General features: G+C 44.6%; 15 protein-coding genes. 1 reads left to right on the top strand and 14 read right to left on the bottom strand.

The window, feature by feature from the left end; all coding sequences use genetic code 11:
• Positions 1–4 precede the first annotated feature (4 nt).
• The 8 genes from fdhD to V6D41_RS08970 all read right to left on the bottom strand — a co-directional run bounded on the left by fdhD (position 5) and on the right by V6D41_RS08970 (position 7,046).
• The gene (gene fdhD / locus V6D41_RS09005) at positions 5–793 is read right to left on the bottom strand and encodes a formate dehydrogenase accessory sulfurtransferase FdhD (protein ID WP_333517965.1); all 789 of its coding nucleotides are present in this window, start codon (positions 791–793) and stop codon (positions 5–7) included.
• Positions 794–1,038: 245 nt separating this feature from the next.
• Positions 1,039–1,200: a hypothetical protein gene (locus V6D41_RS09000; protein ID WP_087992686.1), complete on the bottom strand. Its 162-nt coding sequence runs from the start codon at positions 1,198–1,200 to the stop codon at positions 1,039–1,041.
• A 92-nt stretch (positions 1,201–1,292) separates the two neighbouring features.
• The gene (locus V6D41_RS08995) at positions 1,293–1,967 is read right to left on the bottom strand and encodes a vWA domain-containing protein (RefSeq protein WP_087992687.1); all 675 of its coding nucleotides are present in this window, start codon (positions 1,965–1,967) and stop codon (positions 1,293–1,295) included.
• Positions 1,968–2,291: 324 nt separating this feature from the next.
• Positions 2,292–2,975 (bottom strand): vWA domain-containing protein, encoded by a 684-nt coding sequence (locus V6D41_RS08990; protein ID WP_148962523.1) that lies wholly within the window; start codon positions 2,973–2,975, stop codon positions 2,292–2,294.
• A 395-nt stretch (positions 2,976–3,370) separates the two neighbouring features.
• Complete coding sequence (gene spoIID, locus V6D41_RS08985; protein WP_333517964.1) at positions 3,371–4,402, bottom strand: stage II sporulation protein D; 1,032 nt, start codon at positions 4,400–4,402, stop codon at positions 3,371–3,373.
• A gap of 195 nt (positions 4,403–4,597) precedes the next feature.
• Entirely contained in the window at positions 4,598–5,908 is a 1,311-nt protein-coding gene (murA, locus tag V6D41_RS08980; protein WP_333517963.1) for a UDP-N-acetylglucosamine 1-carboxyvinyltransferase, read from the bottom strand.
• Positions 5,909–5,941: 33 nt separating this feature from the next.
• Positions 5,942–6,682 (bottom strand): YwmB family TATA-box binding protein, encoded by a 741-nt coding sequence (locus tag V6D41_RS08975; RefSeq protein ID WP_333517962.1) that lies wholly within the window; start codon positions 6,680–6,682, stop codon positions 5,942–5,944.
• A gap of 133 nt (positions 6,683–6,815) precedes the next feature.
• Positions 6,816–7,046, bottom strand: a complete 231-nt coding sequence (locus V6D41_RS08970) for a DUF1146 family protein (protein WP_333517961.1) — start codon at positions 7,044–7,046, stop codon at positions 6,816–6,818.
• Between the two features lie 177 nt (positions 7,047–7,223).
• On the opposite strand from V6D41_RS08970, the gene V6D41_RS08965 reads away from it, so the two are divergent.
• A complete protein-coding gene (locus V6D41_RS08965) occupies positions 7,224–7,697 on the top strand; it encodes a hypothetical protein (protein ID WP_087992692.1) in 474 nt (157 codons plus the stop codon).
• A 32-nt stretch (positions 7,698–7,729) separates the two neighbouring features.
• Here V6D41_RS08965 and V6D41_RS08960 read toward each other — a convergent pair whose 3' ends face one another.
• The 6 genes from V6D41_RS08960 to atpF all read right to left on the bottom strand — a co-directional run bounded on the left by V6D41_RS08960 (position 7,730) and on the right by atpF (position 13,115).
• The gene (locus V6D41_RS08960) at positions 7,730–8,128 is read right to left on the bottom strand and encodes a F0F1 ATP synthase subunit epsilon (RefSeq protein WP_087992693.1); all 399 of its coding nucleotides are present in this window, start codon (positions 8,126–8,128) and stop codon (positions 7,730–7,732) included.
• A 23-nt stretch (positions 8,129–8,151) separates the two neighbouring features.
• Positions 8,152–9,570, bottom strand: coding sequence for a F0F1 ATP synthase subunit beta (atpD, locus tag V6D41_RS08955; RefSeq protein WP_010328918.1), 1,419 nt, complete (start codon positions 9,568–9,570; stop codon positions 8,152–8,154).
• Positions 9,571–9,595: 25 nt separating this feature from the next.
• Positions 9,596–10,459 (bottom strand): ATP synthase F1 subunit gamma, encoded by an 864-nt coding sequence (atpG, locus tag V6D41_RS08950; protein WP_148962519.1) that lies wholly within the window; start codon positions 10,457–10,459, stop codon positions 9,596–9,598.
• Between the two features lie 76 nt (positions 10,460–10,535).
• Complete coding sequence (gene atpA, locus V6D41_RS08945; RefSeq protein WP_148962518.1) at positions 10,536–12,044, bottom strand: F0F1 ATP synthase subunit alpha; 1,509 nt, start codon at positions 12,042–12,044, stop codon at positions 10,536–10,538.
• Positions 12,045–12,060: 16 nt separating this feature from the next.
• Positions 12,061–12,606, bottom strand: a complete 546-nt coding sequence (locus tag V6D41_RS08940; RefSeq protein ID WP_087992695.1) for a F0F1 ATP synthase subunit delta — start codon at positions 12,604–12,606, stop codon at positions 12,061–12,063.
• Positions 12,603–13,115, bottom strand: coding sequence for a F0F1 ATP synthase subunit B (gene atpF / locus V6D41_RS08935; RefSeq protein WP_003221894.1), 513 nt, complete (start codon positions 13,113–13,115; stop codon positions 12,603–12,605). The genes V6D41_RS08940 and atpF overlap by 4 nt, the downstream gene beginning before the upstream one ends.
• Positions 13,116–13,236: the final 121 nt, after the last annotated feature.

Genomic DNA, 13,236 nt, shown 5'->3' with positions numbered 1-13,236 from the left:
CTTCCTATCCCCCGATTCTCTCAGGGTGTGTATATACATTAAATGATCCGTTTCTGACAAATCCGATCGCTGTGATATTTAATTCTTCCGCCATTTGAATCGCAAGCTCCGTCGGGGCCGATTTGGAAATCACAATCGACACGCCGATTTTTGCCGCTTTTAACAGGACTTCTGATGAGATTCTGCCGCTAAACACAATCAGTTTGTCGCGGACAGATATCCCGTTCAGCAGGCAGTGTCCGTATAATTTATCAAGCGCGTTGTGCCGGCCGATATCTGCGCGCATCAAGAGCAGCTTCTCTGTGTCGCAAAGCGCCGCATTGTGGACGCCTCCCGTATCCTGAAACGTTTCGCTCCCTTTCTGTAAATCTTTCATAAGCGCCAGACATGCTTCAGGCGATATTTTCATTTGGCTGACAGCCGTTTTTGCGGTTTTGACATCCTGCTGAAAATAAAAATGACGGCCCTTTCCACAGCATGAGCCGATCACCCGTTTTGTATAATCCTTTTGATCCAATGCCTCAGGATGAATGAGATCGACATAAACAAAACCGAGACTTTCATCTATTGTAAACCTTTTAATCTCTTTTTGAAATCGTATAACACCCTCTGATGCGAGAAATCCGATGACAAGCTCTTTGATATGCTCCGGCGTACAAACGAGTGTCACAAATTCACTCCCGTTCAGTATCACTGTCAAAGGATATTCCGTCACTATCCGGTCTTCAATTTTGCTTATTTCCCCTTGTTCATAGCGCCATACATCCCTGACCGCAGTTACTTTATCGTTCAATTTCTCTTCCCCTCCGCAATGTTCCCTGCCTTTATATTTTTTCATACTCCCCGGATTTTGTCGAATTCTGAGACATAAAAAGAGCCCTCTATATAAAGGGCTTTCACAGGATGTGATGACGGCGGTGTATAGGCAGGACGCCTAAGCATTTAGCCGCCGTTCGTTTCATAACACGTGAGCACCGAGGTGCGTTGACAATAATGCGGGGTTTGTCGACACGCTGAGAGCCCTCTGTATAAAGGGCTCTATGTTTGATTATGCTGATTCTTTTTCACGATCACAAACAGCACAACAGCTGCGATCAAGGTGAGAATGCTGACAAAAAAGAAGGCTGCCAGTTTTAGAAAAACACCGAGCAAGACAAACGCCACGGCGGCTATAAGAAAAATCATTCCTAATAATCTCATATGTTCAACCCCTTTTAAGGGTATCTTTCCCGCACAGATCGTTTTTAAACCAATAGAAAAAGGCGCCTGGGGGAGCGCCTTCATACAAGCGATTACTCAGTAAATTTTTGTGCTTCTTTTTCCCAAGTCTGTTCGAACTCATCCGCGCTGTTCGCTGAAATATATTCTCCACCGCCAGCAACAGCCGCCTGTTTCATCTCTTCGTTTCCTTTCACATCAAAGTTAAATCCAATAATGTTTACAATCGTATCCACATTCGCTTCACGAAGCTTTTCAATTTCAGCCGCTGGATCTCCGCCGCACGTTTCTTCACCATCAGTGATTAAATACACCACGTTTTTTCCGTCTGCGTCGAATGCTTCAAGTTCTTTTCTTGTATCTGAAAGTGCTTTGGCAATCGGTGTCCAGCCAGTTGGCTTGATCTCGCTCAATGAATTGTCAAACAGTGATCCTTCATATGGATGAAGGCCGTAAATGGTTTCTGTCGTGCTGCATGAAAGAGCTTTACCGGACAGTTTATTGTTTCCAGCATGTCCGAAAACGCGCAGCATGAGATTTGTATCCTTCGGAAGCAGCTCGGCAAAAGACTTGACGGAATTTTTGGCAATATCTATTTTGCGCTCTCCTCCTGTTTTTTGAACCATGCTTCCGCTTCCGTCAAACAAAACAGCCACATTTGTGTCCGCCTGTTTCTCAGCGGCAAAAGACGGGGAGGCAAAGGAGACAGTCAGCAATCCAATGATACCGGCAGCCAGCAATTTTTTCACGTTTAATCTTCCTTTCTTTATCATATTTTCCAACTTTATGTTGGATTATCCTTTATGCTAGAATATGAAAATACAAAAAGATATAGGGCAAGCTGCCTTTTGTACCGCTTTCACTTTCTGTACAAAATCGCTTGATATGCCGGTGATTTTTAGCTATTTTCGCCCATAAAGTATATACAGACTGTAACACCATTCATTCTTTTTTCTCCTTGGTCAAGAAAGAGAAACGGAAATCTGCTACTATGCTACAGGCTGACAGCGAATCACATTTGAACATTTTGTTACATACAAAAAAGAGGCTGACCATTATCAGCCTCTTTTTTCTTATTCAGATAACATCAATGATTGCTGAGTGAAGATTTTCTCAACATCTTTTTGAGTATACGCAGGGAAGTATTCACCGCCGCCTACTTTCGCAATCGCGTTCAGCTGGCCTTTGTATCCCTCTTTATAATCAAAACCGATCACATTAACAGTGATATTGTCTTTGTGCAGTTCTTTTGCTGTTTTAATCGGATTTCCTCCGCACGTTTCCTCACCGTCTGTCAGCAGATACACTACTTTTTCTCCTTTCGTATCAAGCTGATCAAAAGAAGACTTCGCTTCGTTCAGCGCTTTGGCAATTGGCGTCCAGCCAGTCGGCCCGATTGCATTAAGAGAATTGAGGAAGCTTTGTTCGTTAAAGCTTTGGAAGCCGTATACGTTGCGGATAGATTCACATGACTGAACCTTACCGGAGTTTTTATTGTTTCCTTCTGAACCAAACACGCTCATTTTCACCTGAGTGCCTTCCGGCAGTGAGCTTGCAAACTTTGAAATTTCTTTTTTAGCTGAATTAAATTTAGATACACCGTCTATTCTTTTCGCCATACTTCCGCTGGCATCAAGCAAAACTGCCACGTTTGCCGGAGCTTCAGCCTCCGCTTCTTTCTTTTCAGCTGCAAAAGCAGGTGAGGTTAATCCAAATAACAAGCCTGTCATCATGATCAGTGAAAATCTTTTCTTCATGCTCGTACCCCTTTACAAGTTTGTTTCTGCGTGCAGATGTTCAACGCTGAACATCATTAATCGTAATCGACAAAAACAGAGAAATAAATAGGGCGGGCTTCCCCATTGCTGTTGTTTACTTTTGCATAGAAACCTTTGTTTTTATTAGTGATTTCCGCCTAACACTATTAAGAAAAAAGAAGATTGTCGGCCTTTCGGCTTTCGTTATATGAGTCTGTCGAAGCCTGTCGATATATGTGGATTACTTTACCACAATCTCAAAGTGAGCAATCAGGAAAAAGGAACTGATTCCCTTGTCGCCCTAAAGGCTGTCAGGAGCTTCTCTAAACCATTTCAACCGCTCTTAGATAAAAGACATTTAAGAACAGAAAAAGACGCTCAATGAGCGTCTTTTTCTACTTCTTCGCCATATATTTATTCAAAAACGAATCTGCTTCAGAAATTTGTGTACCTTGATAATAGTACTTCACAATGTCATCAACCGTTTTTCCTTCTTTCGCCATAAAATTCGCGCCATATTGGCTCATCCCGACACCGTGGCCAAATCCTCTCGTCGTGACTGTAATCGAGTCTCCGCTTCGCTTCCATTCAAAATCGGCTGAATTGAGGCCCAGTTTTTCGCGTATGTCTCTTCCTTTCAGCGTCTTGCCGTTAATAACGGCTGTTGCGACCTGGCGGCCCGGTGTTTCTCCGGTAATCTGTCCGACTGTGCCAGACCCATCCAGCTTGACGCCAAGCTTTTGTTCAAATTCTGAGGCTGTAAAGGTTTTCGTCGCCTTATATTTAGGAGACTTTTTATCCCAAGCGCTTTTGACGCTTTTTAAATATGGTATGGCACTTGTCCAATAGGCTTCAGCATTTTCTGTGTAGCCGTTGCTTGTGGAGAAAAAGGAGGCTTCAATCGGCTGGTTGTTGTAGGTTAGGATTTTGCCTTGCGTGCTGGCAACCGCATCTGTGATTTTCTTCAGCTTTCCCTCATAGCTCGCGCCCCACTGTTGTTTCAGCTCCGCTTTGCTTTTATACACCTGGAACATCTGTGTATCATCCACCAGTGAGCCTTTAGGAGCCTCTACCGCTGAATTTGAGACCATCAGTCTGACAATAAACGTTCTGGCGGCGAGAGCCTGAGCTTTCAGCGCTTCAGATTCAAAGGTCGCCGGCATTTCGGAGGCGACGACTCCAATCACATACTCTTCAAACGGAATGTTTTCTACGGATTGATTTGCGGTTCGATAGACGGGAATAGAAACAGGCGATGCTTTCAACGTTTCCGCTCCTTTTGATGCCGATTTCATGCTGACTGCTGTCTTTCCTGATTCTACACTGGCCCCCGCCTCTTTGTTATGCTGGAATGGTATGACCAAGAGTGTGGGAACCAAGAGAATCAATGCACATAGTATGGATAGTGTGATTACGAATTGTTTCATATTCAGCTGCCTCCTGCTCGGAATTCGACTCTAGTCTAGTCTATGGGCAGGGACAAGCTAATATGACTCTCGTTTTGGACAGAAACTTTATTTGTCATTTACGTATTCTTTTTTGCTATTTTGCGCATAATGATGATAATACACGAAAAATAAAAAACCAGTATGCCAAAGTGACATACTGGTTTTTAGGTAAGTTTATGCGTTTAAGTCAGAAACGACTTCTTTGTTCTCTTGCTCAGAAGCAGACTCATCATTTACACGTTCAATGTCTGCGCCAATACCCTCAAGCTTCTTATGGAAATCGACGTAACCGCGGTCTAAGTGCTTCAGTTCAGTAACACGCGTATGACCTTCAGCCACTAACCCCGCAAGAATCAGCGCTGCACCTGCACGCAAGTCAGTCGCTGCAACTTCAGCTCCCTGAAGCTGTACAGGACCGTTAATGATGACAGAACGTCCTTCAATCTTGATATCACCATTCATACGGCGGAATTCTTCCGCATGCATAAAACGGTTTTCAAAAACAGTTTCTGTAATCATGCTTGTGCCGCTTGCACGAAGCAGAAGCGCCATCATTTGTGACTGCATATCAGTCGGGAAGCCCGGATGAGGCATCGTTTTAATGTCAATCGGTTTGAGTTCTTTCGGGCCGATGACACGCAGGCCTTCACCTTCATCCTTAATCGTTACACCCATCTCTTCCATTTTTGCAATTAAAGAGGTGAGGTGTTCAGGAACCGCTCCTTTAACTAATACGTTTCCTTCAGTGATTGCAGCAGCAACCATAAATGTGCCCGCTTCAATGCGGTCAGGAATAATATGGTGTTTTACGCCGTAAAGCTTTTCGACACCTTCAATTTTGATGGTGCCGGTGCCAGCTCCGCGGATTTTTCCGCCCATGCCGTTGATATAGTTTGCTAAATCAACGATTTCGGGTTCTTTCGCCACGTTCTCCAGCGTTGTTGTTCCTTCAGCCAGAGCGGCTGCCATAATCAGATTCTCTGTAGCTCCTACACTTGGGAAGTCCAGATAGATTTTTGCGCCTTGCAGACGGCCGTTTACTTCAGCTTCGATGAAGCCGTTGCCGACTTTGATTTCTGCGCCCATTGCTTCAAAACCTTTTAAATGCTGATCGATCGGTCTGGAACCAATTGCGCATCCGCCCGGAAGCGCAACTCTTGCATGACCTGTACGCGCAAGAAGCGGCCCCATAACAAGCACGGACGCACGCATTTTACGAACATATTCAAAAGGTGCTTCAGTTTGCAAAGCGTATGAAGCATTTACAGTCACTTCATTATTTTCAAAATGCACATCTGCTCCTAAATGACGCAACACTTCGTTAATTGTATATACATCGGAGAGCGTAGGTACATCACAAATTACGCTTTTTTCTTCACTTGCTAATAAAGATGCAGCGATAACAGGTAAAACGGCATTTTTAGCGCCTTCAACTTTGACTGTGCCGTTTAACTTTTGACCGCCGCGGACGATGATTTTTTCCAAGGTATTCCCCTCCGCGTCCCTAAATTCTCTATATTAATATTCAGTCGTAACGATTGGTGTGCCAACCGTAACGGTATGTTTTCCGCCCATTCCTGCACTTCTAAGTGCAATTTGCAAATTCATTTTATGTTTCGAGGTCATGATGGACTCTTTCCACTCATCTGTAAACGCAGAAATAGAAACGAAATTTGGCTCAACTACATGTTCTACAGTTCTTGCTTGAAATTCATTTAATAACTGATTTGCTTTTTTTTGCAAAACAATATTCATATTATCATCTACATGACCATTTAGACAAGTAAAAATAACTACTTTTTCTTGGAATATCCCGAGTGACTCACGTTCAAACTGTTCATATGTATCATTCCAGCTATTCGGTGTCTCAAGACTCATTTGCTCATATAATAAATACGAAGTTGGGTTGTGTTTTTTGAGGGTTGTGACAAGCTGCAGCCTAAAAGAAGTGCGATTTTTTTTGTCAGTATATGTGCCCATTGCCTTTACGACCTTATCTTCCTGTGCAAGTGTCCAATCATATTGACGATATTTTGTTTTTAAACGTTGCACTTTTTGATAAAATTCTTTTTCGGTCAGCGACATGTTTTGTTTGGCATGCAATGTCCATTTATCTATTGACACATCTTGGCGTTTCATCCCCTCAGCGATTTGCGCTAACGGCGTTAACTCACTCGCATGAATGGTATGAAAAAAAGCTATGACGAAGCTTAACATCACGGAAATGATAATGGCGCGGCTTACTTGTTTTTTGTACATGTTCATCTCTCCCCCTTATCCCCAGTTTTACCGGAGGCGAGAGGCGCCATACGTAAAAATCTTCGTCAAAACTCGAGCTATTCGCTTATACCCCTTCCCCAACCATTCCCGTGATTATGATGTTCAAAACCTATTAAAATAGATAGGGAAGCTGCTGTGAATAATTGAGGTAATCTAAAAAGAAATTTGCAACGGTCGTTCCAATAGCGATTGTCAGCAAAATCATCAGGAGTCTAGCCTGCACAACTTTGCCTTTTTTGATTAACGGATCGATATTGACGGCTTGCAGTGCCCACCAAGTCACCGCTATAAAAATCAAGTGAACGACAATGCCGATTGCAGCCTGCTGTCCCAATACATTCATCTATTCCACTCCTTTCATCCTTTCTCCGCGTTTTTACCCTTTCTTATTATATAAGAAGCACAGATAAAGATGATACCTTTTATACAGAACGGAATAATCAGCCAAATCTAGGGTTAATCCCCGCTTAAAGTACGATTCTCTTACATGGTATACTTTGTTGGAAAGGAGCTGGCAAACGTGAATCATTCTTTTTTTCAGCCTGAAAAGCAATACGGTGAGGATCTGCCAATTTTTGAACAGGAATGGGAAGCAATTGCATTCTATTATGATTATAGACAGTCACAGATTGAAGAACTGAATGAATTGTGTCAGTTTTATAACATTTCTCTTACCTATACGAGAGAAAGCCTTGAAGAGCTTGAAAACCTTTATTTTCAAAGTATACAAGAGCTTTTGCTTGCTGATTGGAATCTTCCTATTGAAGAATTCGAGAAAATGATCAGTGTGTATCTTATAGATTGCGTGATTGCCCATCATGAAGATGCGGAATGGATCGTAAAGCCTTACCCATACACAGACGGCGCTTATACAATGGGTTTCAGAAGACATCGTAAATCATGGCATACTGTGAATTGCTGTGATCGTTTATACTTGCGGCAAAAAGAGAGTCAGCCGCTGCTGTCGCTGTTTGATTCTCTCATGCGGTCATAAAAAAATCCTTCTCATAAAGAGAAGGATTTTTTCTATTTCCCTGCTACATCCAATCTGTTCAAAGCCCGCTGTAACGCAAACTCAGCCCGACGAATGTCAGTATCACCTGATTGAGAATTCAAACGCTCCTGCGCCCGCTGGCGTGCAGCTTCAGCGCGCTCTTTATCGATGCCTTCCGCTGTCTCCGCAGTTTGGGCAAGGATGGTCACATGATCAGGACGGACTTCTACAAACCCGCCGCTGACGGCAACCAATTCAGTCTGTCCGTCTTTTTTCAGACGGACAGCGCCAATTTTAAGAGGAGCCACGGTTGGAATATGACCTGGCAAAATACCGAGATCGCCGCTTTCGGCTCTCACACTCACCATTTCAATATCCGCATCGTATACTGGGCCGTCGGGAGTAACGATATTGACTTTAACGGTCTTCATGCTTTTACCCTCCTAGGACCAGATTAAACTTCTACACCCATTTCTTTTGCTTTCTCAACAACTTCTTCGATACGGCCTACAAGACGGAACGCATCTTCAGGAAGATGGTCGTATTTGCCGGCTAAGATTTCTTTGAAACCTTGAACCGTTTCTTTTACAGGCACGTAAGAACCTTTTTGTCCAGTGAACTGTTCAGCCACGTGGAAGTTTTGAGAAAGGAAGAACTGAATGCGGCGTGCGCGTTGAACGACAAGCTTGTCTTCATCACTCAATTCATCCATACCGAGAATCGCAATGATATCTTGAAGCTCTTTGTAACGCTGAAGCGTTGATTGTACTTCACGGGCAACTGCATAATGCTCTTCTCCGACAATTTCAGGAGCAAGGGCACGTGATGTAGAAGCCAACGGATCAACCGCGGGGTAAATACCCATTTCTGTTAGCTTACGCTCAAGGTTTGTTGTCGCATCCAAGTGAGCGAACGTTGTTGCCGGCGCCGGGTCAGTGTAGTCATCGGCAGGCACGTAGATCGCCTGGATAGATGTAACTGATCCAACGTTTGTAGACGTGATACGCTCTTGAAGCTGACCCATTTCAGTCGCAAGCGTCGGCTGATAACCAACCGCTGAAGGCATACGGCCAAGAAGGGCTGAAACCTCGGAACCCGCTTGTGTGAAACGGAAAATGTTATCGATGAAGAACAGTACGTCCTGTCCTTGTTCATCACGGAAGTGCTCAGCCATTGTAAGGCCTGTCAAAGCAACACGCATACGGGCGCCCGGCGGCTCGTTCATTTGTCCGAATACCATGGCTGTTTTGTTGATTACGCCAGAGTCGCTCATTTCGTAGAACAGGTCGTTCCCTTCACGAGTACGCTCCCCTACACCGGCGAATACAGAGATACCGCCGTGCTCTTGCGCGATGTTGTTGATTAATTCCTGGATTAATACGGTTTTACCTACACCGGCACCGCCGAACAAACCGATCTTACCGCCCTTGATGTATGGAGCAAGCAAGTCAACAACTTTAATACCTGTTTCAAGAATTTCAACTTCTGTTGAAAGCTGATCAAACGAAGGCGCCTGTCTGTGAATCGGATCCTTTTTCGCATCCGCGGAAAGCGGCTCATTCAAATCAATATTTTCTCCGAGTACGTTAAATACACGGCCGAGTGTTACATCACCAACTGGTACTGAGATTGGCGCTCCTGTATCAATAGCTTCCATTCCGCGCTGAACACCGTCCGTAGATGCCATTGCGATTGTACGGACTGTATCATCGCCTAAATGAAGAGCGACCTCAAGCGTTAAATCAATACCTACTTCGTTTTCACTTGCTGGCTGTGAAACTTTAATCGCATTATAAATTTCAGGCAAATGACCGTCTTCAAAACGCACGTCGACGACCGGCCCTAATACCTGGCTAACGCGTCCTTTCTTCATCGCTATCCCTCCTGACAAAATCTTTCTATTCTAAAGCGGCTGCTCCGCCGACAATTTCCGTAATTTCTTGTGTGATGGCTGCTTGGCGAGCGCGGTTGTAAGAAAGCGAAAGTGAATCGATAAGTTCCTTCGCGTTGTCTGTCGCGTTTTTCATCGCCGTCATTCTTGCAGCGTGCTCACTTGCTTTACTGTCAAGAAGCGCACCGAAAATTAAGCTTTCCGCGTATTGAGGAAGCAAAACCTCCAGAACCTCCTCTTCAGACGGTTCAAATTCATAAGACGCCGTTCTTTTACCGCCGCCGCTGCCCAAATCAGATAACGGCAGAAGTTTTTTCTCCGTTACTTCTTGAGAAATGGCGCTGACAAAATGGTTATAAACAAGGTGCAATTCATCATACGCACCATCTGTAAACATTTGGATCGTTTGTCGGGCAAGATCCTTAATTTGTGTAAACGTTACTTCATCTCCAAGCCCTGTTAACTCGGAAATGATCGGAATCTCACGTTTCTTAAAGAAATCACGGCCCACTCTTCCGATGACGATCACCGCGTACTCATCCTTAGACTGATGACGTTCTTGCATGGCCTGATAAGCACTTCGTAAAACCGAACTGTTAAAAGCGCCGGCAAGACCGCGGTCAGACGTAATGACTAGGTATGCTGTCTTTTTTACTTCTCTGCTGACAAGCATCGGATGCTTCACGTTGCCGGAAACTCTTCCGACGTTTGACACAACCTCTTGGATCTTATCCATATATGGCACAAATGATTTTGCGTTGTTTTCAGCACGATTCAGCTTAGCCGCAGATACCATCTGCATGGCTTTTGTAATCTGGCTTGTTTTTTTCGTTGACGTGATCCTTGACTTAATATCGCGTAATGAGGCCAAAGATTTCACCACCTTTTCTCTTCATCTGCGTAAAAAGAGAGAAAAAGAGAACCTTTTTCTCTCATCAGCATTCGAGTTAGTTGCTTGGTGCAAATGTGCGTTTGAAGCCTTCGATTGCAGCTTTGAAGTCTTCATCAGCAGGAAGGTTTCCTGTTTTCGCAATTCCATCAAGCAGTTCTTTATGGTTTTGGTCAAGGTACATGTAGTACTCTTCTTCAAAACGTCTGATATCCGCTACAGGAATATCATCAAGATGTCCTTTTGTCAGCGCATAAAGAATGGCTACTTGCTTTTCAACCGGAAGCGGCTTGTTCAGGTCCTGCTTCAGCACTTCAACTGTACGCGCACCGCGGTTCAGTTTCGCCTGAGTCGCTTGGTCGAGGTCAGATCCGAATTGAGCGAATGCTTCCAGTTCACGGTATGATGCAAGGTCAAGACGCAACGTTCCTGATACTTTTTTCATCGCTTTGATTTGCGCTGAACCGCCGACACGGGATACAGACAATCCGGCGTTGATCGCTGGACGTACGCCTGAGAAGAACAAATCAGATTGCAGGAAGATTTGTCCGTCGGTGATAGAGATAACGTTCGTCGGAATATAGGCAGAGATATCTCCGGCTTGTGTTTCTACGAACGGCAGAGCTGTAATTGATCCTGCGCCTTTCGCGTCGCTAAGCTTTGCTGCACGCTCAAGCAGGCGGGAATGAAGGTAGAATACATCCCCAGGGAACGCTTCACGGCCCGGCGGACGGCGTAGAAGCAAGGACAGCTCACGGTAAGCAGCCGCTTGTTTAGAAAGATCATCGTATACAACAAGAACGTGCTTGCCGTTGTACATAAATTCTTCTGCCATTGTAACCCCCGCATACGGAGCCAGGTACAGAAGCGGTGCCGGCTGTGACGCAGACGCCGTTACAACGATTGTATAATCAAGCGCGCCGTGCTTACGCAATGTTTCTACTACGCCGCGGACTGTTGATTCTTTTTGACCGATCGCAACGTATACGCAGATCATGTCTTGGTCTTTTTGGTTCAGGATCGAGTCGATCGCAACAGAAGTTTTACCTGTTTGACGGTCACCGATGATCAGCTCACGCTGGCCGCGGCCGATTGGGATCAGTGCGTCGATCGCTTTAATACCTGTTTGAAGCGGTTCATGAACGGATTTACGGTCCATAACGCCTGGTGCATTGCTTTCGATCGGACGTGTTTTGCTTGTAAGGATCGGGCCAAGTCCGTCTACCGGCTGACCTAATGGGTTCACAATACGGCCGATTAGTTCTTCACCGACAGGAACCTCCATGATGCGGCCTGTTCTTTTTACTTCGTCTCCCTCGCGGATCTCACTGAAAGGCCCTAAGATAACGATACCTACGTTTGATTCCTCAAGGTTTTGGGCCATACCCAGAACGCCGTTTGAAAATTCGACAAGTTCACCGGCCATACAGTTGTCAAGACCGTGCACACGCGCAATACCGTCACCGACTTGGATGACTGTACCTACGTCTTGAACTTCAATATCAGATTGATAATTTTGTATTTGCTGTTTTATCAGCGTGCTAATCTCTTCAGCTTTGATGCTCACTTAGGTTTCACCCCTTCTATCGATTTTCCCCGGCTAGTTGACGTTCAATGCGCTGAAGCTTTCCGCTTACGCTGCCGTCAAAAATCCGGTTTCCAATGCGGACTTTAATGCCGCCTATTAAATCCGTCTGCACTTCATTTTTGATTCTCAGTGAAGCGACTCCGGCTTTTTGTGCAAACACTTGTGATAATGATGAAATTTCCGTATCCGTCAGCGGTTTCACTGAATATACGATTGCGTCTTCTGTTTGACGGGCCTCATTTGCGAGTTTGATAAACTCATCTGTGAGATCAGGCACAATCGCTGCCCGATGGCGGTCAATCAAAAGAAAAATCGTATTGAGCACGGTCTGTGACAAAGAGCCAAATACATTTTGAATCAACTCTTTTTTCTTCGCAGCCGGCACCTTCGGATGGTTTAGCACATCATTAAGCGCTTTTTCATTTTGAAATACTTCTTTTACAACAATTAGCTCTTCTTCTACTTGATTCAGCTGAGCGGACTCATTGGCAATATCAAAAAGAGCTGACGCATATCGTTTAGAGACAGCTGATCCACTCATCGGCTTTCTCCTACCTCTTTAAGATAGTCCTGAATCAATTTCTCTTGAGCCTGTTCATCCAGTTCTTTTTCGATTACTTTCGACGCAATCATGACAGATAGAGACGCTACTTGCTCACGGAGAGCAGAAACCGCCTGTTCTTTCTCCTTCACGATTTCAGTTCTTGCTGCTTCTTTCAGACGTTCAGATTCTGCACGTGCAGCCTGAATAATCTCTTCTTTTTGCTTATCTCCCAGTTTCTTTGCGTTTTCGATAAGAGTTTGGGATTCCTGTCTTGCTTCTTTTAAAAGAACGCGCTGCTCTTCAATCAGCTGCTGCGCTTCTTTATTTTTTTCTTCAGCAGACGTAATTTCTCCAGCGATGTGGTCTTCACGCTGTTTCATTATGTTTAATAGCGGCCCTAAAGCGTATTTCTTCAGAAGCGCTAATAAGATTAACATAGCTAACAGTTGGAACAGAATATCTCCGCCGTTAAACGACAATCCTAGTTCAAGTGGTAATTGAGACATCTACTACGGCAACTCCCTTCTGCAGGTTTTCTTTGCTGATCCAGCAGCCGCACTTGTCTCTTTTCAGCCGGCAAGGCGGGATGCTTATCAGACATAAAGCAATGGCGAAGGTTCTCTTGGA

Origin of the sequence: Bacillus sp. 0102A (assembly GCF_036765155.1) — a bacterium.
GTDB classification, from domain to species: domain Bacteria; phylum Bacillota; class Bacilli; order Bacillales; family Bacillaceae; genus Bacillus; species Bacillus subtilis_G.
The sequence above is the reverse complement of the archived record's forward strand: the minus strand, read 5'-3'. Positions and strand labels throughout refer to the sequence as shown.

Bases quoted from the DNA above. Each gene is read 5' to 3' on its own strand.
- V6D41_RS09000 (WP_087992686.1), bottom strand. From the start codon at position 1,200: ATGAGATTATTAGGAATGATTTTTCTTATAGCCGCCGTGGCGTTTGTC.
- V6D41_RS08990 (WP_148962523.1), bottom strand. From the start codon at position 2,975: ATGAAGAAAAGATTTTCACTGATCATGATGACAGGCTTGTTATTTGGA.
- spoIID (WP_333517964.1), bottom strand. From the start codon at position 4,402: ATGAAACAATTCGTAATCACACTATCCATACTATGTGCATTGATTCTC.
- V6D41_RS08975 (WP_333517962.1), bottom strand. From the start codon at position 6,682: ATGTACAAAAAACAAGTAAGCCGCGCCATTATCATTTCCGTGATGTTA.
- V6D41_RS08970 (WP_333517961.1), bottom strand. From the start codon at position 7,046: ATGAATGTATTGGGACAGCAGGCTGCAATCGGCATTGTCGTTCACTTG.
- V6D41_RS08960 (WP_087992693.1), bottom strand. From the start codon at position 8,128: ATGAAGACCGTTAAAGTCAATATCGTTACTCCCGACGGCCCAGTATAC.
- atpD (WP_010328918.1), bottom strand. From the start codon at position 9,570: ATGAAGAAAGGACGCGTTAGCCAGGTATTAGGGCCGGTCGTCGACGTG.
- V6D41_RS08940 (WP_087992695.1), bottom strand. From the start codon at position 12,606: ATGAGTGGATCAGCTGTCTCTAAACGATATGCGTCAGCTCTTTTTGAT.
- atpF (WP_003221894.1), bottom strand. From the start codon at position 13,115: ATGTCTCAATTACCACTTGAACTAGGATTGTCGTTTAACGGCGGAGAT.